This window comes from Shewanella psychromarinicola (assembly GCF_003855155.1).
Lineage (GTDB): Bacteria > Pseudomonadota > Gammaproteobacteria > Enterobacterales > Shewanellaceae > Shewanella > Shewanella psychromarinicola.
This window is the reverse complement of sequence record NZ_CP034073.1, coordinates 1823798-1847804: the sequence shown is the minus strand read 5'-3', so window position 1 is coordinate 1847804 and position 24007 is coordinate 1823798. Positions and strand designations below refer to the sequence as shown.

Genomic DNA, 24007 nt, shown 5'->3' with positions numbered 1-24007 from the left:
CACTGCCCACTAGGCATAAAGCAATAACACGACTAAAAAATATTTTCATAATAGGGATCCTATTTATCTGCAGATGACATACTGTACAAAAGTTGACCAATCAAATCTTCTAAAATCAATGCTCCACGAGTGTCATGTACTTTATCGCCATCGGCAAGCATCGAAATATCATCGTCCATAAACCCAGGCGTTAAGCCAATAAATTGCTCCCCGAGTAACCCTGAAGTCAAAATGGCCAAACTGCTCGTTTCAGGGAATTTATCGAAACGCTTATCCATTGTTAACGTCACAATAGGCACTAATTTATGGCTATCAAGGGCAACATCAGTCACGCGACCAACCACTACGCCACCGACTTTTACAGGCGAACGTACTTTTAGTCCGCCAATATTGTTAAACTCAGCCACTAATGTATAAGTCTGGGCATCGGTTTTTACTTTAACATTAGCAACATTGAATACTAATACACAAAATGCCAATAGACCTGACAATAAAAACACGCCTACTAATAACTCAATTTTCCGTGTCAACATACTATTAAACCACTTAAATTAATCTAAATAATGAAAAAATCTTAATTTCCGAACATGATTGCTGTCAGCAAAAAGTCCAGTGCTAAAACAGCTAAGCTTGCCTGCACAACCGTTGAGGTTGTCGCACGGCTAATGCCTTCTGGATTGGGTTCGACTTCATAACCTCGGTACAAGGCTATCCATGTGACCACCACACCAAAAATAACACTTTTTATCAAGCAATTAACAATATCTTGTCGCCACTCAACCGATGCTTGAAGAATAGACCAAAACGCACCACTATCAATACCTTTCCATTCAACACCGACTAAATGTCCACCAAAAATACCCACCAAACTAAACATTAGTGCGAGTAATGGCATACTGATAACACCTGCCCAAAAGCGCGGCGCAATGATTTGCCTTAAAGGGTCTATCGCCATCATTTCTAAACTTGACAATTGTTCAGTCGATTTCATTAGACCAATTTCGGCGGTTAGCGCCGAGCCCGCTCGTCCGGCAAATAATAACGCGGCAACAACGGGTCCAAGTTCTCGTAATAAGCTTAACGCCACCATTGGGCCTAAACTTTCTTCAGTACCAAACCCAACTAAAATATTATATCCCTGTAGGGCTAATACCATGCCAATAAACAAGCCTGATACTATAATGATAACCATAGAACGGACACCAAGCACATAAATCTGCTTGATAAGTAATGGCGTGCCTTTTTTGATATTCGGAACACGCACGATCGCGCGCCATAACATGATGCCAGCCCGACCGAGGCCCTGCACGAGTTTCAGTGCATATGCGCCAATATCGGCAATATAATCAATTGCGCCCACGAAGTAGCTCCTCTTGATAATCCTCTGCAGGATAATGGAATGGCACAGGGCCATCTGGTGCGCCTTGAATAAATTGGATCAACTGCGGATTGTCAGATTGACGTAATTGCTCTGGGGTACCATGAGCAATGACTTTTTTGTCTGCTATTACATAGACATAATCTGCAATACCTAATACTTCATCCACATCGTGAGAGACCACCACAGAAGTCAGTTTTAATGAATCCGACAACTCACGAATAAGTTTTACCAGCATCCCCATTGAAATTGGATCTTGTCCCGCAAATGGCTCATCGTACATCACCATTTCAGGTTCTAGTGCAATCGCCCTAGCCAATGCTGCTCGACGCTGCATACCACCGGATAATTCGTTAGGCATCATATACGCTGCACCACGAAGACCTACCGCTTGCAGCTTCATCAATACAATGGAGCGGATAATATCTTCTGGTAATCCAGAATGTTCTCTCAATGCAAATGCCACGTTATCGAATACATTAAGGTCGGTAAATAATGCACCGCTTTGAAACAGCATACTCATCCGCTTGCGCAATTCAAAAAGTTCCTTGCGCTTAAGCTTATGTAAATCGTGACCGTCGAACAAGACTTGTCCGGTATTAGGGGTTAACTGTCCCCCAATCAATTTTAACAAGGTGGTTTTACCAATACCACTAGGTCCCATAATTGCCGTTACTTTGCCTTTGGGGATCGATAAAGAAATATCGTTAAAAATCACGCGCGAACCATGGCTAAAGGCCATATGGTTGACTTCGACCAAAGGATTATTATTTGATTTACTCATATCAGACATTGGCGTTGAGGAGATAACTGCCTTCCTTGCATTAAGTTAAGGTGTAAATTGTACTGTAATTGTCGATTAAGCGACAACTATATCCATATCACCACACATCATTTCGAGTACAATTACTGTGCAATGCTTTCAATTTGACTTTCAATTTGATAAAAATCCAGCGAAAATGCTCGTTAATTAATGATCACTATCGGAATCACATGCTAGTTAATATTCTAATGTTAGTTGCTGGCCTTGCTGTTTTAGTTTGGAGTGCGGATAGATTTGTTTACGGAGCGGCGGCATTTGCGCGAAATTTAGGCTTGCCTCCCATGTTAATTGGATTGACCATTGTTGCGATGGGTAGCTCTGCACCTGAAATGTTTGTTGCAGCTACGGCCTCAATGGATGGCATGCGTGATACCGCCGTGGGTAACGTACTGGGCTCAAACATTGCTAACATCACCTTAATATTAGGATTAACCGCCTTACTTGGCGCCATTAGCGTAGCCTCAAAGACCTTAAAACGCGAAATACCTATTATGCTAGCCGCCACGGTATTTGCTGGCTATACCCTGCATGATAATGTGCTAACACGAGCAGAAGGTATCATGCTCATCGTGGTACTTTTCGTGTTAATGGGATATTTCATTTGGCAAGCGACTCATGATAGAACAACCGACAGCTTAGATACTGAACTTGGATCTGATATCCCTAAAAATGTCTCAACCTTTCATGCTATCATTTGGCTAATCGTCGGTATTATATTCCTCCCGCTATCAGCGAGTTGGATGGTAGATGGTGCTGTGGGTATTGCAAAGTTTTATGGCTTGTCAGATCTTGTCATTGGATTAACCATTATTGCAGTGGGAACAAGCCTACCAGAATTAGCAGCCTGTATTGCTGGCGTATTAAAAAAAGAACACGATCTCGCTATTGGTAATATCGTTGGATCGAATTTATTTAACATTCTTGCCGTACTGGCACTACCAGGGTTAATTGCCCCTGGCGAAATAGATGCCTCTGCCAGTGGAAGAGACTTCTATATGGTATTGGGCACCAGTACTGCATTAGCCGTTTTAGTATTATCCAGTGGCACCAAGCAACAACTGACTCGTTGGCATGGCGCACTATTATTAATCACCTTTATTGCGTACCAAATTATTGTATTTCAATCCCATTAGATTGGAGCATTAAAGGTAAAGTCTTAAGCTAAAAGAGAGAGCCGTATGGTAAATCAAACTCAATTTCGTCAATGGGGCCGTAAAGTCATTGATATTGAAAAAGCTGCTTTAGATAATTTATATCAATATGTGGACTCAGTTGAGTTTGGCCAAGCATGTGAACTCATTATGCAGTGCAAAGGCAAAGTGATTGTCATGGGAATGGGCAAATCGGGTCATATCGGTAATAAAATATCCGCGACGTTTGCCAGTACCGGCACGCCGGCATTTTTTGTTCATCCTGGTGAGGCCAGTCATGGTGATTTAGGCGCATTGGCTAAGAACGATATTGTACTGGCGATTTCCAATTCAGGTGAATCGAGCGAAATACTCACGTTAATGCCTGTGATTCAACGTATGGGCGTGCCTGTTATTGCCGTAACAGGTAAACCAGACTCTAACATGGCGCGTTTATCTAAAATTCATTTATGCATTGAAGTACAAGAAGAAGCATGCCCGTTAGGATTAGCGCCGACGTCTAGCACCACTGCTACGCTAGCAATGGGTGATGCATTAGCCATTGCATTGTTGCAAGCAAAAGGGTTTACCCGTGATGACTTTGCCTTATCACATCCTGGTGGCTCATTGGGGCGAAAATTATTACTAAAAGTAGACGATGTCATGCATAAAGGCGATGATTTGCCTATCGTCAGTGATGCTATTTGTATTACTGAAGCGCTTTATGAAATATCTAAAAAAGGCCTTGGCATGACGGCGGTAGTCAACCATGAAGCCAAACTAGTGGGTATTTTTACTGATGGTGATTTACGCCGGGTCATCGATGCCGAAGTGAACCTTCGTACCACTTCGATAGCCCTGGTGATGACCAAAAACTGTGTGACCTGCCCCACGGGTATTTTAGCTGCACAAGCGCTACAAATCATGGATGAAAAAAACATCAACGGACTGGTTGTCGTCAATGAAAAACACCAACCGATCGGGGCATTAAACATGCTCGATATGGTTAAAGCTGGAGTCATTTAATCATGTCAGAATCAACCTCGTGTCACCAAGGATTTTACGGCCCTATCAGTAATGATATTTGGCAGCGAGCTCAGAAAATTAAACTGTTAATCTGTGATGTCGATGGGGTCTTTTCAGATGGACGTATTTATCTCAGTAATGCTGGCGAAGAACTCAAAGCCTTTCATACTCGCGATGGCTACGGTATACGCTCAGTTCTCACTAGCGATATTCATGTTGCCGTCATTACAGGTCGTCAATCAAAAATTGTCGAAACCCGAATGACCGGATTAGGAATCAAACATATTTATCAAGGCATTGATAATAAATTTGAACCTTTTGAGCAACTTATGTCGCTGTATAATGTAAGCGCCGAACAAGTAGCCTACATTGGCGATGACATGGTTGATCTGCCCGTAATGAAAGCCGTAGGTCTCTCCGTGTGTGTCGGCGATGGTCATCCGTTTGTAAAACGACATTGTCACATGACAACGACCTTAAACGGCGGACATGGAGCTTTGCGAGAACTGACTGACTTATTACTCTTAAGCCAAGATAAATTTGCCAGTGCTCATGGAATGAGTATATGAATCGGATCACCCTAAGTATTGTGGCTTTTTTTGGTCTTGCTTTTATGTTGTACTGGCAAGCACAAATAAAACGCAGTGAAATGGACTCGGTGAAAGTACCTGGTATTGAGCGCCCTGACTTTATTGCAGATAACCTACGCACCACGGAATTCAATCAACAAGGTTTTGTCGAAAGTCGAGTCAGCGCCGAGCACATGGAGCATTATGCTTCAAGTGACATCACTCACTTTACCAAACCGATATACCTCATTTACCCTGAAAATGGTAAAGCACAATGGCAATTAAGTGCAGATCGAGGACAATTGAATAAAAACACCAGCAAAGTCATATTAGAAAACAATGTTATTATTGATGCCATTGATATAGAAGAACCCCTGCAGTCATTGAGTACCCAAGCGGTGACGGTAGACTTAACCACTATGATAGGCACCTCACAAGAGATGGTGTATATCAAAGGCAAAGGGTTTATTATTAAAGGCTTAGGCCTACATGCTGACTTGAATTCGCAACAATTATCGCTACTGAGCCAGGTAGAAGGAACATATGAGCCACATTAATCGTCTCCACACTCGCGCCAATGTTATGTTATTGAGCAGCATACTTTGCCTGTTGAGTTTGCCTGCTATGGCGAAACAAGGTGATCTGAAACAAGAATTAAAAATTGTTGCGGTTAGCCAATTTGCTGACATAAAAAATAACCAAATCATTTTTAATGGTCCGGTTAAGATTGTCCAAGGCAGTATTAATATCAATGCTGATGAATTACGGGCGTTTACCCCCGAAAACAGCACCAGTAAGAAACTTATCGCCACTGGCAAACCCGCGACGTTTTCACAAGAATTAGATGACGGTCAAATTGGTACTGCCAGTGCCGACGAAATATCCTATGACCTTGCGACTACCACGCTAACATTGACAGGTAATGCCAAACTTAATCAATCGGGTAGCCAAGTGACCGGTAATCGAATTAAGTACAACATCAATGCGCAAGAGCTTATTGCTGAAAGTTCGGGCACAGGGCAAGATCGGGTTATCACCATTATTCAACCTGAGAATTTCCAAGACGAGTCTGCGCCAAAGCAAAAACTCCCTGAAATCCCAGTTAAAAAGCAGATCAAACCATGACCCAAATAACCTTAACCGCTGAAAATCTGGCTAAAAGCTATAAAGATCGTCAAGTTGTTAAAGATGTCAGTTTAACGGTTAAAACAGGCCAAATTGTTGGGCTTTTAGGCCCCAATGGTGCAGGTAAAACAACCACCTTTTATATGGTTGTCGGCCTAGTGAAAAGTGATAAGGGTCGAATTTTAATTGATGATGACGATCTCACTGACGATCCCATGCATCTGCGAGCTCGCAAAGGCATTGGTTACTTACCACAAGAAGCCAGTATTTTCCGTAAACTCACAGTGTATGACAACATTATGGCCGTGTTGCAAACCCGCAAAGAACTCAGTACAAACCAACGTATTGAACAGCTTGAGCATCTATTAGAAGAGTTCCATATTACCCATATTCGAGACAGCCTAGGCATGTCGTTATCGGGTGGTGAACGTCGTCGTGTTGAAATTGCGCGCGCTTTAGCCGCCAATCCAAAATTTATTCTACTCGATGAGCCCTTTGCTGGTGTTGATCCGATTTCTGTCATCGACATAAAAAAAATCATTCAACAACTTAAAAGCCGAGGTCTAGGAGTATTAATTACCGACCATAACGTACGTGAAACGTTAGATGTCTGTGAGCGAGCTTATATCGTCAGCCAAGGTAATTTAATTGCCGAAGGCACACCTGATGAGGTATTGAGCAATCAACAAGTTCGGGCGGTGTACTTAGGTGAACAATTCAAGCTATAGTTACTTTACGGGCCTTTAGTCTATCTAACTCATTTGATTGAACGATATCTAAACAGCGTTAAACATCATTGATGTACGTGACAATCCATTACAGTTTTATAAATTGTCACTTTTATGGAAATCATCTAGGGATAAGCGGTAAATGAAAGCGTCACTCCAACTTAAAATGGGTCAACACTTAACCATGACCCCACAATTGCAGCAAGCCATTCGCTTACTGCAATTATCGTCATTGGAGCTACAGCAAGAAATCCAACAAGCATTGGATTCAAATCCATTACTTGAAATAGAAGATGAGTTTTCTGAAGCAAAAGACCCCGTAAAAGAAAATCGCGACCAAGCTGATACAGACTTCAGTGACAACAGCATTGTCAATATTGAAAAAGACACCTCAACAGTCGACACAGCAGAATCTATGACCAAAGAAACCATGGATGATTTAGCCATGGATACTACATGGGATGAAGTGTACACCGCCTCGCCGATGTCAGGTTCAGGTAGTGCTAGCATGCGCGATGATGACATGCCGTTTCAAGGTGAAACCACCGAAGGTCTGTATGAACATTTAGAATGGCAGAAAAATCTCACTCCCTTTTCAGAGACCGATCTTGCCATTGCCACAGCGATCATCGACGCCGTGGATGAACGCGGTTATTTAACCCAAAGTACCGACGATATTCTCGAAGCCATGGGTGACGAAAATGTTGAGTTAGATGAAGTTGAAGCTGTATTAAAACGAATTCAACACTTTGATCCCGTTGGTGTTGCTGCACGTGATTTAAGTGAATGTTTATTGATCCAATTAGCGCAATTCTCTAACACCACACCCCATATCGATAATGCCCGTTTGCTAATCAAAGACTATTTAACCTTAATTGCTGGGCGTGATTTTAGATTATTGATGCGCAAAACTAAGCTAAAAGAAAATGAGTTACGTGACGCCATCACCCTAATCCAATCACTCAATCCTCGTCCAGGCTTATTGATCACCGCCACCGATGACGAATTCGTTATTCCCGATGTCACGGTACTAAAGAAAAATGGCCGTTGGGTTGTAGAGTTAAACCCAGACAATATGCCCAAAATTGGCGTTAATCAGCAATACGCCGCCATGGCTAGAAGCAGTAAAAATCAGTCTGACAGTCAATTTATTCGAGGCCATTTGCAAGAGGCTAAATGGTTTATTAAAAGTATCGAAAGCCGCAATGATACTCTACTCAAAGTGGCAAATTGCATTGTGCAATTTCAGCAAGGCTTCTTTGAATACGGTGAAGAAGCCATGAAACCTATGGTGCTAAATGATATTGCTGAAGCAGTAGAAATGCATGAATCGACAATTTCACGAGTCACCACACAAAAATATATGCACACCCCACGTGGACTATTTGAACTAAAGTACTTCTTCTCTAGCCATGTCAGCACTGACGATGGCGGGGAATGCTCATCAACAGCAATTCGTGCTTTTATCAAAAAGCTGGTTGCCGCAGAAAACCAGAAAAAACCATTGAGTGACAGTAAAATGGCTCAACTTCTGGCAGAACAAGGCATAAACGTTGCTCGTCGTACGATTGCAAAATACCGAGAAGCAATGCTAATCCCGCCCTCAAACCAACGTAAGAGTTTATAACCTACAAGGTTGTGGAGGATTTTCTATGGATATAAATCTGACTGGACGTCATGTCGAAATAACTGAATCTTTACGTGAGTATGTTAATGGTAAATTTTCAAAGCTTGAACGACACTTCGATCAGATCCATAATGTACACGTTGTACTCCATGTAGACAAATTACAACAAAAAGCAGAAGCCAAAATCCACGTTAATGGCGCAGAGATTTTTGCTATGTCAGAAAATACTGATATGTATGCTGCAATAGACGCCCTGATCGATAAACTCGACCGTCAGGTAATTAAACACAAAGAGAAGTATACAAAACACTAACGATGGAACTTTGTACCATTCTGCAGCCGGAATGCACTACCTGTGCCACACCGGGCAGTAAGAAAAAAGTACTGGAACTCATCAGCAATTTAGTCGCTGCCCAGTATCCAACCCTGTCTTCGCAAGAGGTTTTTGAAAGCCTATTAGCGAGAGAAAAAATGGGTAGCACAGGTATAGGAAATGGCATTGCGATACCTCATGGTCGATTAACGACCATCGATCACCCCATCGCGATATTTGTTAAATGTGAAGAAGCCATTGCCTTTGATGCAATTGATAAGCAGCCCGTGGATATTTTATTTGCTTTGTTAGTACCTGCAGACCAGTGCCAACAACATTTAGGCACGTTATCGAGTATGGCTAAAAAGCTCAGCGATAAGCAAATATTGAAACAGCTTCGCAAAAGCCACAACGCAACAGAACTTTATCGGGTTATAACTGCATGAAACTTGTCATAGTATCGGGACGTTCAGGTTCAGGGAAATCCGTTGCCTTAAGAGTATTAGAAGACCTAGGATATTATTGTGTCGATAATTTGCCTCTACCCCTCATTGGCACATTACTCGCTCAGCTCAAGGGCAGTAATGATTTAGTTGCGATTAGTGTTGATGTCCGCAACATTGCTGAACAAGGCAAAGTGCTTCAAGACCAATTAGCCCTACTTGAACATGACACTGAAATTATCAGCTTCTTTCTAAATTCCAATGATAAAGTGTTACTTAAACGCTACAGCGAAACACGCCGATTGCACCCGTTATCTAAAAATCATATTTCACTGCAAGAAGCGATCAAATTAGAAGGCCGTTTACTTGAGCCTACCGCAAAAATTGTTGACCATTACATTGACACTTCGGCGCTAAATATCTACGAGTTAAGCGACCAAGTTAGGCAAATACTACTAGGCAGTGTCGATAAAGAATTGGTCATTAACTTTGAGTCTTTTGGCTTTAAGCACGGCATGCCGACTGAAGCGGATTTTATGTTTGATGTACGCTTTTTGCCCAATCCACACTGGGAAATAGAATTGCGCCCATTGACAGGATTAGACGAACCCGTACAAGAATTTTTAGGGCGTCAGCCATTGGTCAACAAGTTCATTTGGCAAATTGAAAACCTATTTGAAACCTGGATGCCACACCTAGAACGTAACAATCGCAGTTACCTGACTATCGCGATTGGTTGTACGGGTGGCCAGCATCGTTCGGTATATATTGCAGACCAATTAGCAAAACGATTTAGGCAAGGCAGTAAACACACTGTTAATGCTCGCCACAGAGAATTAAGTATAAGTGAACTCACCGCTAAGTGAGCATAGGATTGCATGAATGATCAAACTTGAACGCCAAGTTACCATTTCCAACAAATTAGGATTACATGCCCGTGCAGCAACAAAACTCGCGGTATTAGCCGCCGATTTTGACGCGAACATCACCTTAACTCAGGGCGAAAAAAACGCCAGTGCCGCAAGTGTGCTTGGGTTGTTAATGCTTGAAAGTGGAATAGGAAAAATGATCACCGTGACCGCAAAGGGTCCAGATGCCGAAGTAGCATTAAATGCAGTGTGTGATCTGATTAATGCTAAATTTGATGAATCTTGCTAAATCAGTGAAGAGTACGATTCGCGAGTCACTCACTTTTTAATCCACTATTATTCTTATTACACGTGGCCTAACCAAACTGTCACGACATTGATGCTCAACGGTAGACATCAGTCCCTCGATAATATTAGCCCTTAGGTTTATCTCACGCAGTTGATACCCATCTGATTAAGTATCAGTTCACTCTGCGGGAGTTTAGCGTTTAACATAATACAGATATCGCCGCTTTCAGCAACGGATCCAGTATGACTCTGCATCCGTGCAGTCGTCCGTCAATATGATGTATAGCAGCGTAGACCATGCATAATTTCGTCCAGAGGAAACGACTCAAGTATCCCATTTCGGCGTTACATTGTCTTACAAGCAGACAACGATTATTGCACCAATACGCCTTAAACAGAAAAACCTGAGCAGCCCAGAATGATTACATACTTTATGATATAAGTATGATGAATAGGAAGTAGATATATGGGTAAAGAGTACCTAGATAATGAGATAACCGAACAACGCCTCAATCAACTCGTTCAAGCGCTAGACAGTGGTTTGTTTGTTCATGCTCGTAACATGTTGCACACCATGTCACCTAACGATGTCGCCCTAATTCTCGAATCATCACCGCCCAAAAATCGACAAGTGTTATGGCAACTCATTGACCAACAATATGCGGGTGAAATTCTTGACGAATTAGGTGAAGAGCTTAAAGATTCACTCATTAGCAGCATGACACCAGAAAAGCTCGCCCAGGCCACAATAGGTATGGACACAGATGATCTCGCCTATATTCTTCGCAGCTTACCCGATGGTGTTTACAAGAAAGTACTTAAGTCAATGCGCAGCCAGGACAGGGATAGAGTAGAACAAGCACTGCGCTATCCTGATGATACGGCAGGCAGTATCATGAACACCGATACCGTCACCTTACGACCCGATGTCAATATCGAAGTGGTATTACGTTATTTACGTCAACGGGGAAACTTACCCGATACTACCGACACCTTATATGTTGTTGACCGTCAAGATCATGTTTTAGGCGGAGTAAGATTAGTCGATTTATTAACCTGCGATCCAAGCGTAACCGTCCGAAGCATTATGGACACAGAGTTAGAAAGTATTCCGGTTGAGATGTCTGATAAAGATGTAGCCCAAAAATTTGAACGACTCGATTGGCTATCCGCCCCAGTCGTCGACAGCCAAGCAAAATTGCTTGGCCGGATCACCATCGATGACATTATCGATGTGATCCGCGAAGATGCCGAGCATTCAATGATGGGGATGGCAGGGATGGATGATGATGAGGATACCTTTGGCCCAGTGCTAAAAAGTACGCTAAGACGCTCCCTGTGGTTAACGATTAACTTATTTGCTGCGTTACTTGCCTCGTCTGTCAGTAACATGTTCGAAGGCACCTTAGAGCAATTTGCCACCATCGCGATTTTAATGACCATAGTTCCGAGTATGGGCGGGGTTGCCGGTAATCAAACCTTAGCACTGGTGATCCGTGGTATTGCACTTGGGCATATTGGCCAAAGTAACTCACGTTGGTTGATTGGTAAAGAACTCAGCATTGGATTATTAAACGGCTTAATGTGGTCTATATTGGTATTTTTTGCAGTATGGCTGTGGAAAGATGACATCGCGTTAGGAGGGTTAATTGGTTGTGCTATGCTGATTAATATGACGGTTGCAGGCTTTGCTGGCGCCACTATTCCAATAATGTTAAAAAAGTTAAATATTGACCCAGCATTAGCCGGTGGCATGGTATTAACCACGGTGACAGATGTGGTTGGCTTATTTGCATTTTTAGGCCTAGCCACATTGTTCTTAATCCACTAGCTCATTCATTTGATTGGTGCACACCATGTCGTCCAGTGAAATTGCAAACTCTAGCGCAATTCCCCGGACGACTTTGCCCCCGCCATACATCGCTAGCCTGTTTAACATGCGTCTTCACGCCCGGATCACTTACCAAGATGACGTCCATTAAAGCCATATCATCAAACCCACTCCTTGTATGATTTTTTAAACCATCCACTCGGAATAACTCATTCGACTATAACGCCTTGCTCATCTTGTCATTAAGATGACCTTTTGCTGCCATATTGGTCATCCATACTGTGCAGCATCGACCACTTCAGCGATAAATAATCGCCATAGCATCTTTCACCAATTTAGTGCAATTGCACCAAACTAACCAATAGGTAAGTAATAACCCATTGACAATAAAATATTAAATACTTGATAAATAACAGATTAAATTTTCCTACAACGTTGGCACAAAGTTTCCATATAACAACTCATACCCACTAAGAGGTAGTTTTATTGTAAAGCATTCCATTGTAGTTGTAGGAGATAGCGATGAAGAAAATTAACTTAAGTCGTCAGATTAAATCGGTCAGTATCATGCTCAATAATATCGTTCAACAATGCCGACAAAATATTTTTTTCTTAGCGCATCTCGGTTGCAGCCAGTGGGATGATGTTGAAACTCGCTCAGGCAAACATAAATAAATCAGCAGGAGGTTATTTGATGAATATGTCAAATACGAGACAGTATCCAGTGGAATTACAAAGACAAGTAATTGATGAAGTCAAAAACCATAACAGATTATTGTCTGATGTAGCAAAGCAATACGGTGTATCAGCTAAAACCGTTTACCAATGGGTAAGAAGTAATGATCTTCGCCAAATGAGAAGCAAAAGCGCTATCGTGTCAGAAATAGCCCATTTACAACAAAAAATCACTCAGCTAAGTCAACAGTTACATACGATGGCAAGCTAAGCATATACGCTTGAGATAGCGTTTAAACTATCTTAAGCCATAATGACTGGAAATTCAGTTAACCGTTTTGGCAAGGATGTTTGATAGTGTTAGCAACTCGTCCCCCAGCAAGTTGAAAACAAAGCAACAAACATTCTAATAATAAGCGCAAAATACTTGCATCCTTGCCGCTTTATTGCTCCACCGTTAGTCGTTAAGGAAGCCGGCTAACATAACAGTTAAGGCGTTATTGGTTCCCCAGATGTAATAGCCAATAACGTCATTTTTATTAAGGTGTTTTAGCTTTAGCCATTGACGGCGCGATTGTCACCATTAACAGAGCTAAATATCAAAACCGTTTTGGCAAGGATGTTTGATAGTGTTAGCAACTCGTCCCCCAGCAAGTTGATAACAGAGCAACAAACATTCTAATAATAAGCGCAAAATACTTGCATCCTTGCCGCTTTATTGACAGTTCAGGCGTTATTGGTTCCCCAGATGTAATAGCCAATAACGTCATTTTTATTTCAGCCTTTGGCTGATAGCTCAAAGCCAAATAATAATAATGAGCTTGAGCAACGCCCTAAAGCTTCAATTGATACTCAATGATTGCGTTAGGGTGGTGATACCACCGCAGCATAAATAATAATATAAATATAAATAAACTATGCAAACAAAAGCCCCAATGCAAAGGATGCATTGGGGCTTTTTCATACTCATAAGTTAACCTTAGTCGGAGTAATACCAATCGAATTCATTCTCTGCTCATGCATAAAACAGCTTAACCGAAATATAGCCGTTATGGCTCGGTGTCCATCAGTGATCGTCTCACTAATTTAACAAATAAGTATCTGAATTAAATGGTAAATAATATTTATTTTCACAATGGCCGCCACTATGAATCACTTTACTTAGTAAATTAATGATTAACAAGAAGCTTAGTATTTCCGTTATTAATTGATAATATTAAAAAAAAACGATTATATTGACCAATATTTCTCACAAAAAATAATACATTAACTACACTTAACATTATTTATCTTTTGACTGAAATCTCACTTATGCACAAAGTGTTAATGATTATTTTTTGGAGCCTAATCGCGATTGGCATTGCGGGTTGTGATCTTAATCAAAACTCATCCATCAAGACCTTAGCCGCAAAGGGTCCGATTAAAATTGCTGTTTCTAATACGCCACTTTCTGCACCCTTTTTTATTGCCGAACAACAAGGTTATTTTAAGCGTAATAATCTTAATATTGAGTTAGTTAGATTAGATGGTGGGGTGAAATGCTTCAATGCGCTGCTCAATAAACAAGTGGATCTCGCCACTGCCTCTGAAACTGTGGTGATGTTTAATAGTTTTAAACAAACAAACTTTTCCGTATTAGCCAGTTTTGTCGAATCAGATAACGATCTCAAATTACTTAGCCTAGTACCGCAAAAATATCATCAGCTGAATAATCTAGCCAACGTCCGCGTAGGGATAGTAAAAAGCAGTGCTAGTGAGTTTTTTTTCGATAGTTTACTGATTATGTATAATAAAACTCAACAGCCTATCGAGCGCATTTATTTACGTGCAGATCAGCTTATTCCAGCATTATTAAATAATGAAGTTGATATTATTTCAGCTTGGGAGCCATTAAGTTATTTGTTAACACAACAAATAACCTCAAATACAAAAGTCATCAATAGCCGCGGTCTATATCACTTATCCTTTAACTTAATCGAGCTTAAACAAACGACGTTATCAGCCTCAGAAAAGTTAGCTCTACTCAAAGCAATTAATGACGCAATAGACTATATTCATACACACTCAGATCTTGCTCAGGTAGACATTAGTCGCATCTTGAATATCGATCCTTCCCAACTGCATTATTCTTGGAATGACTATACTTTTAGATTATCCCTCAGTAATGCACTTTTTTCTAACATTCAAATTCAAAGCCAATGGGCCATCGACAATCAATTAGTTCCGACAGAAAAGAGCGTCGACTTCAGGCAAGTTATCGATCGTCAATTACTTGAAGATTTTATGAATTCAGAGGCTGGATGGTAATTTATGATGTTATCTAAGCGCCTAAAGCTAACCGCAACACTCTGCACACTTCTCACGTTCATTGTTGGTTTATCGCTGATCCAAATTCACAACTATCAGCAGCAAATATATCGCCAACTCAATTACTCAATGAAGTTGCAGATCAACATTGATAGCTTGCGAAGCCAGCTGTGGCTTTACCAAGAATATACCGATGGCCAGGGGCTTTCAGAGCTGAATAAACGCCAAACAGAACTGGCCCAAAATCTCGCAGAAGATATCAACTGGGCGATACAACAAAAACTCATTATCGCAAATCTTAATCAGCTCAATAGCAATATTAGAAAGCTCATCAATACGCAAAATAGCTACCACAGCAAACAAGTCGATGTTTCATCAACACTGATTGCCGAACAATTATTTAAAGCTAAATACAGCATGACCATTGAAGAAATGACCGAAGAAATGTTCCGACTTCATCAATTATCAATTAAACAAGCGAGTCAAACACAGCAAAAATTATTATACCTCGTTGGAGCCGTACTGTTACTACTCGCGATTTTGGTTACGGCATGGTCTTTTATAACGCTGATTCGATTTAAAAAAGGATTGGCTTCACTTAAACAAGGGATGAACGCGCTTGCTGCTGGGGATTTAACCAGCCAGATTAATTTCACTGATACCGATGAGTTATCTGCACTTGCCGATAACTTTAATAAAATGAAACAATCACTCGCCCAAATTACGATCAAAAAAGAAGAGTTAAAACAAGAAGTAGACAGTCAAACCCACAAACTGATCGAACAACAAGACAGGCTCATTTTCCTAGCTGAACATGACGAACTAACAGGGATTTACAATCGTCGTGCGTTTATAAAAAAAATAGATACTGCGATCGCAAGAGATTTACGTGGCGAGGATCAAGCAGCTTTATTGTTTCTTGATTTGAATAAATTTAAAGACATTAACGATTCACTCGGCCACAGTATTGGCGATGACGTTATAATGATCATAGCCTCACGCTTAGTAAACAACTTGCGAGCAACCGATATGGTCGGTCGATTCGGAGGAGATGAATTTATCGTATGGCTCGATATGATCACCGGGCCTATCGATATATACTCAAGTGAATTCAAACTGCAGTTTTTAATTTCTGAAAGTTATCATTAATTGTATCACCGAGTGTATCGGCAATATCGGGGAGGGTGATGCTAAAAAAGTCAGTGATTTTTCGTCGGAATTCTTTTGTCGTTGCGAAGTATTGCCCATTCCTCGCATGTTTATTCATCACCTTCCACAATCGTTCTATTGGGTTTAAATTTGGACTATAAGGCGGCAGGTAATGCAATGTTATATTCAGATTTTTAGCCTCTTTAACCACTAAGGCATTTCGATGGTATCCAGCGCCATCAAGCACCAAATGGATAACACCACTTGTTGAGTAACGCGCTCTAATTTGGTTTAAAAAATCGATGATGGATGCACCGTTAACCGTTTTGCTATATTGCTCAATGACCGCTTCTGTTAAGTGACCAAGTCGGATTGCACCAACCACGTTAATACGGGTTCGGCTTCCCGTCGTTTCTATCGGTTTATCAACGCCTTTTTTTATCCAGCCAGCGGTGATTTTTGTGGCTTGGGTCGGATGAACCGCATCCATAAATAATAACGGTTCATCAGGGGTTAACGAGGATTTTAGTTGCTCATAATATTCAATGAAAGCCGTTTGTTTGTCTTCATCAAATTTGTGAGGAACCCCTTTAGGGTTTTTATAGCTGAACTGATGTTTATGCAGCCATTTATTGAGGCCTGACACTGTGTACTTAATCTGAAATTGTTCTGAGATATAAGCGACTATTTGATGGCTATGCAAGTAGGTCACCTCACACAGGTGTGCAATCAATAGTTCAGTTTGCTCTTGACTCAGATAACTTAAGGAGCCGCCACTATTACACGTGAGTTTTTGGTCGTGAGCATAGGCATCAATGTATCGAACTACGGTCGTTTCGTGAATACGTAACGCTTGGGCAATCATTGGCGTTGGCCAATTTTCATCGCGTAGTAAAATGGCTTTAATGCGATCACACTCACGCCTATCACTCGAGCTTTTATGTCGAGTTTCCAATGCTACTTTTTGTTCTGGCGAGAGTGTAATTTGTTTCATGGGGCTATGATGATCCCATTTGGGACAAAATCAAGCATTTTCAATGATCACGGGTATAGAACATAAAATACACCAGCTATTGGACTGTATTAAGCAACCTATTATCATCGGCCAACATATTTTACACGTGGGGGCGAGTATTGGGATTAGTATACTGCCTAAGCATGGTTTAAATAGTCGGGAGCTAATCAGCGCAGCTGATACTGCAATGTATCAAGCTAAAGCAGACGGTAGCATTGAATTTTGTTTCTATACCAGCAATCATGGTGTCTCTGCTTTAGCAACCTCATAGGTTTGAGTGTTCCAATCAAAATAATATTCAACCCCTTGCCACTCATAGACTGTCCCGTTCGCACGCTGGATCACTTTAGCATTTGCAGGTAGGTGGCTTAAGCCCGAAGCATACTCAATATGGGTCGTAGTCCGCTGTTGAGGCGCAACAATGGTGTCGATAAGCTTAATATTTTGCGGCTGATATCCGCTAGTTAACTGATGTTGATAGGGATAAAAACCGTTGTTATTTCTACGGGAATAACCATTCCCCCAATATGAGCCATATCGCCAGTTGTTGCCATGACTTAAACTAATCCCGATACTTGGGCCCCAATGTCGGTTAACTCCCCAGCCTTGATCCCAACCAAATCCCCAACGCCAAGGATCACGATTTCGGTGATGATTATTGTGTTGGCGATAATGATTATGTTGAGAGCTGACAGAATGCGAAACACGATTAGAATACTCATTCGCTAACGACGGCTGAGCACTGGCTGAACTCGCCATACTGAGTATAACAACACAACCAAGCCCGAATAATGGCATCAAAGTCCACTGCTTATTCGTTCGCATAAGTCACCTCTACCACATTATTGACTATTACCATTTTAGCCTAAGTATAGCTAAAGTCGATATCAGTAATATAGGTCTATCAAATTGGTTAACCCTATATTAGAAAAATGCTATAGTGCGCGCCATATTGGATTTGATTTACAGGCGGTAAACATGAGTTTTAAAGATTTACGCAGCTTCATCGATCATTTGGAAGCAAATGGTGAGTTAAAGCGCATTAGCTATCCTGTTGACCCTCATTTAGAAATGACGGAGATCGCTGATCGTGTTTTACGATCGGGTGGCCCCGCACTGTTATTTGAAAATCCTACCAATCACACCATGCCGGTACTGGTTAACTTATTTGGCACGCCTAAACGTGTTGCTATGGCATTGGGTAAAGACGATCCTTTGGCTTTGCGTGAAGTCGGTGAATTATTAGCATTCTTAAAAGAACCTGAGCCACCGAGTGGCTTTAAAGATGCCATCGCCAAAATACCTATGTATAAGCAGGCACTCAATATGCCGCCTAAAACAGTGCGTAATCCGCCTTGTCAGCAAGTGGTTAAAACCGGTGATGAAGTTGACCTAACCTCGTTGCCAATCCAACATTGCTGGCCTGGAGATGTCGCCCCATTAGTTACTTGGGGACTCACGATCACTAAAGGGCCACGTCAAAAAAGACAAAACCTAGGTATTTACCGTCAACAGTTATTGGGCAAAAATAAGCTGATTATGCGCTGGCTTGATCATCGTGGCGGCGCCTTAGATTTTAAAGACTTTAAACAGCTTCATCCTGGAGAGCGTTATCCTGTCGTAGTGGCATTAGGTAGCGATCCTGTGACCATTTTAGGTGCTGTAACTCCCGTGCCAGATTCCATGAGTGAATATGCCTTTGCAGGTTTACTACGCGGCGAACGTACCGAAGTCTGTAAAGCCATTAGCTGCGATCTTGAAGTACCAGCCACCAGCGAGATTATTCTTGAAGGTTATATTGACCCAGATGAGAAAGCAGTAGAAGGTCCATACGGCGATCACACTGGATATTATAACGAAACCGACTCATTCCCCGTATTTACTGTGACTCATATTACTCACCGTAAAGATGCTATTTATCATAGTACCTATACCGGCCGTCCACCCGATGAACCCGCTATGTTAGGCGTGGCATTAAACGAAGTATTTGTGCCTATTCTTCGTAAGCAGTACCCAGAGATTATTGATTTTTATCTGCCGCCTGAAGGTTGCTCCTACCGTATGGCTGTGATTTCAATCCGTAAACAATATCCGGGTCATGCTAAGCGTGTCATGATGGGGGCATGGTCATTCCTACGCCAATTTATGTACACCAAATTTATTATCGTGGTTGATGAAGATATCAATTGCCGTGATTGGCAAGATGTTATTTGGGCCATTACTACCCGGATGGATCCAACACGCGACACCATGCTGGTAGATAATACCCCTATCGATTATCTGGATTTTGCCTCACCCGTTGCCGGTTTAGGCTCTAAAATGGGTTTAGATGCCACCAACAAGTGGCCAGGCGAAACCACCCGTGAATGGGGCACCCCTATTGTGATGGATCCTAAGGTTAAACAAAAAATTGACCAAATTTGGGATGATCTTGGCATAGAAGATGTACCAACATTGTAACCACAGTGATCTGATTAAGGCGTAGATAGCTATAATTAACTCATTGATAAAAATTATAAAAAGGTTTAAAGGACGTTAGATGAAAACCATTCGTTGTCAGATTGAAAAAGTCACCCCGTTTAATGATGCTGTGTATCAAGTGTTCCTTAAACCCGAAGCCGCCTTTGACTTTAAGGCTGGCCAATACTTATCTGTGATCATGGGTGAAAAAGACAAACGTCCTTTTTCTATCGCTTCGGCGCCTAATGCTGCGTTAATTGAATTGCACATTGGTGCTGCGGTCAGCGAAAGTTATCCCATGCAAGTTGTTGAACGCCTTCAAACTGCGACTCATATTGATATTGAAGCCCCGGCTGGCGACGCATTTTTACGTAGCGATAGCCATAGACCGCGCATTTTAATTGCTGGCGGCACGGGTTTTTCATACATTAAAAGTATCGTTGAAGCGCAGATTGCTAACGGCGAAACGATTCAAACTCAGCTATATTGGGGTTGTCGTAACGAAGATGCTATGTACTATCAAGAGATTGCTCGTCAATGGCATGCAGACCATTCATGGTTAGAGTTTATTCCTGTAGTTGAACTTGCAGGCAGTACTTGGCAAGGCAAAAAAGCAAATTTACTTGAGCAAATAAAGCAGGATTTTGTCAGCTTAAATGGTTATGACATCTACATAGCCGGCCGCTTTGATATGGTCGGGGCTGCACGAGAAGTTTTTCGTGAACTTGGGATTGAAGAAACTCATTTATATGGTGATGCGTTCGCATTTATCAAGTAATAAACAACTGCGCATAGAGTTTACTGGTCAGTTGACTAAGCTGACCAAGATATACATCGGATGATAATGTTTCATCCGATTTTTTATTGTTGTTAATCAACTTTCACAATGAAGACCGAATTAAGATCTGGTGAAAATCCAAATAATATCTCAACGATAGTAGGCTATAAATGTAAGCTTTTATGCCCTCCGGGTAGCTTAACTGATTAAAATTGTACTCTTTCATAACGACTCCAAGCAACTAAGTCGCTCATAAATGGCATTATCCATACGGCTGTATTTTCAGTGGTATGAACCCTAAAAAATACAAGCTCTTCCTCTTGAATATCCATGCGTTTCACTTCACGATAAAAACGCATTGCCGATTCGGTGACGTGCTCGGGCTTAATGAACTCTTTTTGATCTATCTTGGTAAAAAACACATCCACATCAACATCGCCAATTGATTGCTGATATTGATTAAATGTCCCACGGGTTTTTAATTTTATCGGTGTCGTTATACAGTCTTCATCGGTAATGCATGTCGTGGTGTATATCTGGCCAGTATTTTCACCTTGATACACTAATGAAATACTTAAGTCGGCGCGTATGAGCTTTTGTCCAGCTATTGGAAAATATACATCTGCATGGTAATGATGCTCAACAATATCGCCAATATCCCCTTCTGGAATAAGCACTCGATTATAGCGAATTCGAGTCTCCATTTTTTTAGATAATGGGATAAAACTTTCCATGTTAATTCCTGCGGGTTCAGGGGTTAACATAGTGATATTAATAATGCCTTGGCCATCACAATCATTCAAAGTGTATCCTGGACAAGTAGCAAATGAATAAGAACTGCCGTTCGTGAGAGCAAAACCGCTAAACCCCTTTAAACCTTTAAGTTGATTTGTCTTTGGCGCAATGTGCTTCTGCCATTTAGATTCATGCAATTGATCCGTGTCGTTTTTATAGAACACTTTCGCACTTTCACGAATACCACCAATGTTGAGCTCAATGTCTTTATCACTTTTCCATTGCGATGTAATTTTCAGCACTTGGTGATATTCACAGCCATACCAAAAGATAATGAGTATGCCAAACAAAACCAATGCACCAGCAATTTTAACCAATAAGCTCACGTCAAAAAAAGCGGCGCGAATCGTGTCACTGTCACTCAGTGAAACGACTTTAACATGGCTTTGCTCACTTATATGAAGCTGATAACCACGCCTTGCAACCGCTTTTAGTTGGATGTCTTGAAAGGGCTCTAATTTACGTCTCAAGGTACTAATACACTGAGTGAGTGACGTTGGTGCGACGACTCTATCAGGCCAGCCAGCCTCTAATAATTCTTCTTTTGTGTAAATTTTACATTCAAAATCAAGCAGTTTAGTTAGTACGGCATGTTCAGAAAAAGTGAGCGGGATTTTCTCATTGTTTAGATGATTAATCAGTTGCTTAGCTGAAGTATCAAGTGATAAATAATTAGTGATTTTTAACACCGTATGCACCTAGAATAATGATCATAAACCAATTTAATTGTTACAAAATTGTACAGTTAAAAACGGTGCTATAATGTGATAACAAACTCAATCTGATACATTTAAAAACGGTACTACAATGTGATAACAAACTCAATCTGACACATTTAAATTACTTTATTACAATAACTTACCTTTACACTGATTTGATGACACCTTAACAAATGAAATGCTCTTATAAGCGTTTACGACTAAATATTTGCTGCCCCACGATCAGTAAAAACGATACCCATAATAGTAAGCCACTATAAAGCCCAGCGATGGGCATCTGAGCAATACTTAACATGCTATTACTGCCTCGGTGTTGAACCACATCACCTTGAGGTGGTATGTCTGGTAATACGACACCGCTCATAATTGCCCTAAATAAATCGCTAGGATTGAGTAAAATCAATACCTGAAAAATCGCATTTGAAAAGCCCTGTAAATCAGCCACCATGAATGTGAGCAAAACAAGATCGTATACCAGCACAATCATTACCCACAGAAATAACAGCACCGCTATCGCTTTGGCTTTCTCAACCACCAACAAACTCACTATATAACCCAACAACACAAAGCATACCGTTAGCAATATACTGCTCAGTATTAAGTGAATAAAGGCCACTACGACTTCTTGTATCGGGAAGGCAGTCAACGTCCACACTAAAATGGCTGTCAGAAAAAAAGCCCAACCAATCGTACAACTGAACACCCAAAGATGGCCGAGTAACTTACCTAATATGATGTGTAAACGTGTAACCGGATAAGACAATAGTAGCAACAAAGTGCCTGACTCTTCCTCACCAATAAAGCTATCGTAACTCAGTAATATTGCGGTCAATGGTAAAATATACACGCACATTGAACTCAAACTGGTCATGAGTAATGGTAAATCAGCCACAACTAATTCACCTGATACGGCGGAACCCGCAAAAGTGATAAGCAGTGATAAACATGTCAGCATTAAGCCAATAAATAAAAACCATCGATTTCGAAAGTTATCTTTTATTTCTTTTAATGCAATGGCCAAAACCGCTGTAAACATCACAGCCCCTTATGCCGCTTTGTGTTGATGAAGATTCATGAAGTGATGATAAATATCACTTAAATCAGGCTCTTCAATTGAAAAGTTATAGGCCCCACGATGTGAAGTGAGGTACTTAATAATCCTCGGCTTATCAACTTGATGAACCCATAACTGATTATTGGTTGCTAATCTTGATAGAAAATCATCATGGGCAATGGCATCAAGGATATCATCGCCTGTAAAATGCACCTTAAGATCCGCGGCTTGACGTAACTCCTCTAACCGGCCACTTGCTAGCTTTTTACCATTGGCCATAATAAATGCACGATCGATATTACCTTCAACCACTGCGAGCTCATGAGTGCACACAACAATAGCGCAGCCTTGCCGTTTAAGTTCGGCAATTTTTTGATACATAAATAGCGACGCTTGAGGATCAAGCCCGACTGTAGGCTCATCAAGTAGTAAAATATCAGGCTCAGACAAAATGGCCTGTGCAAAGCCTAAGCGTTGCTTCATGCCTTTTGAATAGGTTCTAACAGGCTTATTCTGCACCTGACCCAAACCAAACTCTTCGAGCACCTTAACCACCTGATTTTTAGCAACACCCTTTAATGAAGCAAAATATTCCAGTACTTCTTTTCCGGTTAACTTCTCGTAAAGCGAGATATTTTCAGGTAAATAACCCAAGTTAATTTTCCGGTGTTGCTTTTCATTTTTAAGCACCGTTCCTAACATCGAGATTTCACCCGACGTGGCAGGGACAATACCAAGCAAAATTTTGATTAAACTAGATTTACCTGCACCGTTATGACCGAGTAAAGCCAATGTTTCTCCAGCATTAACAGTGAGACTGATATCATCAACGGCCAAAAAATCGCCGTATTGTTTAACTAAATGAGTGACTAAAATTGCAGTGGTATCTTGCATATAATGATTAC

27 protein-coding genes are annotated in these 24007 nt (G+C 41.2%); 19 read left to right on the top strand and 8 right to left on the bottom strand.

The genetic code is table 11. The features are described 5' to 3' along the window. Positions 1–59: 59 nt before the first annotated feature. The 3 genes from mlaD to EGC80_RS07980 are packed head-to-tail and all read right to left on the bottom strand — an operon-like array spanning position 60 to position 2171. Positions 60–533, bottom strand: coding sequence for an outer membrane lipid asymmetry maintenance protein MlaD (mlaD, locus tag EGC80_RS07990; RefSeq protein WP_101034051.1), 474 nt, complete (start codon positions 531–533; stop codon positions 60–62). A 41-nt stretch (positions 534–574) separates the two neighbouring features. Beyond that, entirely contained in the window at positions 575–1360 is a 786-nt protein-coding gene (gene mlaE / locus EGC80_RS07985; protein ID WP_101034050.1) for a lipid asymmetry maintenance ABC transporter permease subunit MlaE, read from the bottom strand. Further along, positions 1347–2171: an ATP-binding cassette domain-containing protein gene (locus tag EGC80_RS07980; RefSeq protein WP_164839438.1), complete on the bottom strand. Its 825-nt coding sequence runs from the start codon at positions 2169–2171 to the stop codon at positions 1347–1349. Before EGC80_RS07980 ends, mlaE begins: the two co-directional genes overlap by 14 nt. A 200-nt stretch (positions 2172–2371) precedes the next feature. On the opposite strand from EGC80_RS07980, the gene EGC80_RS22540 reads away from it, so the two are divergent. The 16 genes from EGC80_RS22540 (at position 2372) to EGC80_RS07910 (ending at position 16281) form a co-directional block, all read left to right on the top strand. After that, a complete protein-coding gene (locus tag EGC80_RS22540; protein ID WP_124012479.1) occupies positions 2372–3334 on the top strand; it encodes a calcium/sodium antiporter in 963 nt (320 codons plus the stop codon). A gap of 45 nt (positions 3335–3379) precedes the next feature. After that, on the top strand, positions 3380–4357 hold the full coding sequence (locus EGC80_RS22535) for a KpsF/GutQ family sugar-phosphate isomerase (RefSeq protein ID WP_124012480.1): 978 nt from the start codon (positions 3380–3382) through the stop codon (positions 4355–4357). 2 nt (positions 4358–4359) lie between these two features. After that, complete coding sequence (gene kdsC, locus EGC80_RS07970; RefSeq protein ID WP_101034049.1) at positions 4360–4926, top strand: 3-deoxy-manno-octulosonate-8-phosphatase KdsC; 567 nt, start codon at positions 4360–4362, stop codon at positions 4924–4926. Continuing rightward, positions 4923–5483 carry an LPS export ABC transporter periplasmic protein LptC gene (gene lptC / locus EGC80_RS07965; protein ID WP_124012481.1) on the top strand — a complete coding sequence of 187 codons (561 nt, stop codon included), beginning with the start codon at positions 4923–4925 and terminating at the stop codon, positions 5481–5483. Before kdsC ends, lptC begins: the two co-directional genes overlap by 4 nt. Then, positions 5470–6051, top strand: coding sequence for a lipopolysaccharide transport periplasmic protein LptA (gene lptA, locus EGC80_RS07960; RefSeq protein WP_124012482.1), 582 nt, complete (start codon positions 5470–5472; stop codon positions 6049–6051). Before lptC ends, lptA begins: the two co-directional genes overlap by 14 nt. Next, complete coding sequence (gene lptB / locus EGC80_RS07955) at positions 6048–6779, top strand: LPS export ABC transporter ATP-binding protein (protein ID WP_124012483.1); 732 nt, start codon at positions 6048–6050, stop codon at positions 6777–6779. The genes lptA and lptB overlap by 4 nt, the downstream gene beginning before the upstream one ends. Before the next feature lie 142 nt (positions 6780–6921). Then, the gene (locus tag EGC80_RS07950; RefSeq protein ID WP_124012484.1) at positions 6922–8406 is read left to right on the top strand and encodes an RNA polymerase factor sigma-54; all 1485 of its coding nucleotides are present in this window, start codon (positions 6922–6924) and stop codon (positions 8404–8406) included. Positions 8407–8431: 25 nt separating this feature from the next. Continuing rightward, entirely contained in the window at positions 8432–8719 is a 288-nt protein-coding gene (hpf, locus tag EGC80_RS07945) for a ribosome hibernation promoting factor (protein WP_124012485.1), read from the top strand. Between the two features lie 2 nt (positions 8720–8721). Then, positions 8722–9165, top strand: coding sequence for a PTS IIA-like nitrogen regulatory protein PtsN (gene ptsN, locus EGC80_RS07940; protein WP_101034043.1), 444 nt, complete (start codon positions 8722–8724; stop codon positions 9163–9165). Beyond that, on the top strand, positions 9162–10028 hold the full coding sequence (gene rapZ, locus EGC80_RS07935) for an RNase adapter RapZ (protein ID WP_124012486.1): 867 nt from the start codon (positions 9162–9164) through the stop codon (positions 10026–10028). The genes ptsN and rapZ overlap by 4 nt, the downstream gene beginning before the upstream one ends. 16 nt (positions 10029–10044) lie before the next feature. Next, entirely contained in the window at positions 10045–10320 is a 276-nt protein-coding gene (locus tag EGC80_RS07930) for an HPr family phosphocarrier protein (RefSeq protein ID WP_101034041.1), read from the top strand. A gap of 465 nt (positions 10321–10785) precedes the next feature. After that, complete coding sequence (gene mgtE, locus EGC80_RS07925; RefSeq protein ID WP_101034040.1) at positions 10786–12150, top strand: magnesium transporter; 1365 nt, start codon at positions 10786–10788, stop codon at positions 12148–12150. Between the two features lie 522 nt (positions 12151–12672). After that, positions 12673–12825, top strand: coding sequence for a hypothetical protein (locus EGC80_RS22410; protein ID WP_157822248.1), 153 nt, complete (start codon positions 12673–12675; stop codon positions 12823–12825). A 19-nt stretch (positions 12826–12844) separates the two neighbouring features. Then, positions 12845–13096, top strand: coding sequence for a transposase (locus EGC80_RS07920; RefSeq protein ID WP_124012487.1), 252 nt, complete (start codon positions 12845–12847; stop codon positions 13094–13096). A 1055-nt stretch (positions 13097–14151) separates the two neighbouring features. Then, on the top strand, positions 14152–15132 hold the full coding sequence (locus EGC80_RS07915) for an ABC transporter substrate-binding protein (RefSeq protein WP_164839437.1): 981 nt from the start codon (positions 14152–14154) through the stop codon (positions 15130–15132). Positions 15133–15135: 3 nt separating this feature from the next. Continuing rightward, entirely contained in the window at positions 15136–16281 is a 1146-nt protein-coding gene (locus tag EGC80_RS07910) for a diguanylate cyclase (RefSeq protein WP_124012489.1), read from the top strand. Here the strand turns inward: EGC80_RS07910 and EGC80_RS07905 are convergent. Then, entirely contained in the window at positions 16244–17275 is a 1032-nt protein-coding gene (locus tag EGC80_RS07905; protein ID WP_124012054.1) for an IS630 family transposase, read from the bottom strand. The two genes, EGC80_RS07910 and EGC80_RS07905, sit on opposite strands and share 38 nt — an antisense overlap. A 43-nt stretch (positions 17276–17318) precedes the next feature. Between EGC80_RS07905 and EGC80_RS07900 the strand changes: the two genes are divergently transcribed. Next, complete coding sequence (locus EGC80_RS07900) at positions 17319–17567, top strand: diguanylate cyclase domain-containing protein (protein WP_124012490.1); 249 nt, start codon at positions 17319–17321, stop codon at positions 17565–17567. Here EGC80_RS07900 and EGC80_RS07895 read toward each other — a convergent pair. Further along, on the bottom strand, positions 17537–18121 hold the full coding sequence (locus EGC80_RS07895; protein ID WP_124012491.1) for a hypothetical protein: 585 nt from the start codon (positions 18119–18121) through the stop codon (positions 17537–17539). The genes EGC80_RS07900 and EGC80_RS07895 overlap by 31 nt on opposite strands. Positions 18122–18274: 153 nt before the next feature. Here EGC80_RS07895 and ubiD point away from each other — a divergent pair, with 153 nt between their 5' ends. Both ubiD and fre read left to right on the top strand, forming a co-directional pair. Beyond that, positions 18275–19756, top strand: coding sequence for a 4-hydroxy-3-polyprenylbenzoate decarboxylase (gene ubiD / locus EGC80_RS07890; protein ID WP_101034036.1), 1482 nt, complete (start codon positions 18275–18277; stop codon positions 19754–19756). 79 nt (positions 19757–19835) lie between these two features. After that, the gene (gene fre / locus EGC80_RS07885) at positions 19836–20534 is read left to right on the top strand and encodes an NAD(P)H-flavin reductase (protein WP_124012492.1); all 699 of its coding nucleotides are present in this window, start codon (positions 19836–19838) and stop codon (positions 20532–20534) included. 206 nt (positions 20535–20740) lie between these two features. On the opposite strand, the gene EGC80_RS07880 is transcribed toward fre, so the two are convergent. The 3 genes from EGC80_RS07880 to EGC80_RS07870 all read right to left on the bottom strand — a co-directional run bounded on the left by EGC80_RS07880 (position 20741) and on the right by EGC80_RS07870 (position 23996). Next, positions 20741–22018: a winged helix-turn-helix domain-containing protein gene (locus tag EGC80_RS07880; protein WP_124012493.1), complete on the bottom strand. Its 1278-nt coding sequence runs from the start codon at positions 22016–22018 to the stop codon at positions 20741–20743. A 214-nt stretch (positions 22019–22232) separates the two neighbouring features. Further along, the gene (locus EGC80_RS07875) at positions 22233–23084 is read right to left on the bottom strand and encodes an ABC transporter permease (protein WP_124012494.1); all 852 of its coding nucleotides are present in this window, start codon (positions 23082–23084) and stop codon (positions 22233–22235) included. A gap of 9 nt (positions 23085–23093) precedes the next feature. Beyond that, positions 23094–23996 carry an ABC transporter ATP-binding protein gene (locus tag EGC80_RS07870; protein WP_124012495.1) on the bottom strand — a complete coding sequence of 301 codons (903 nt, stop codon included), beginning with the start codon at positions 23994–23996 and terminating at the stop codon, positions 23094–23096. Positions 23997–24007 lie beyond the last annotated feature (11 nt).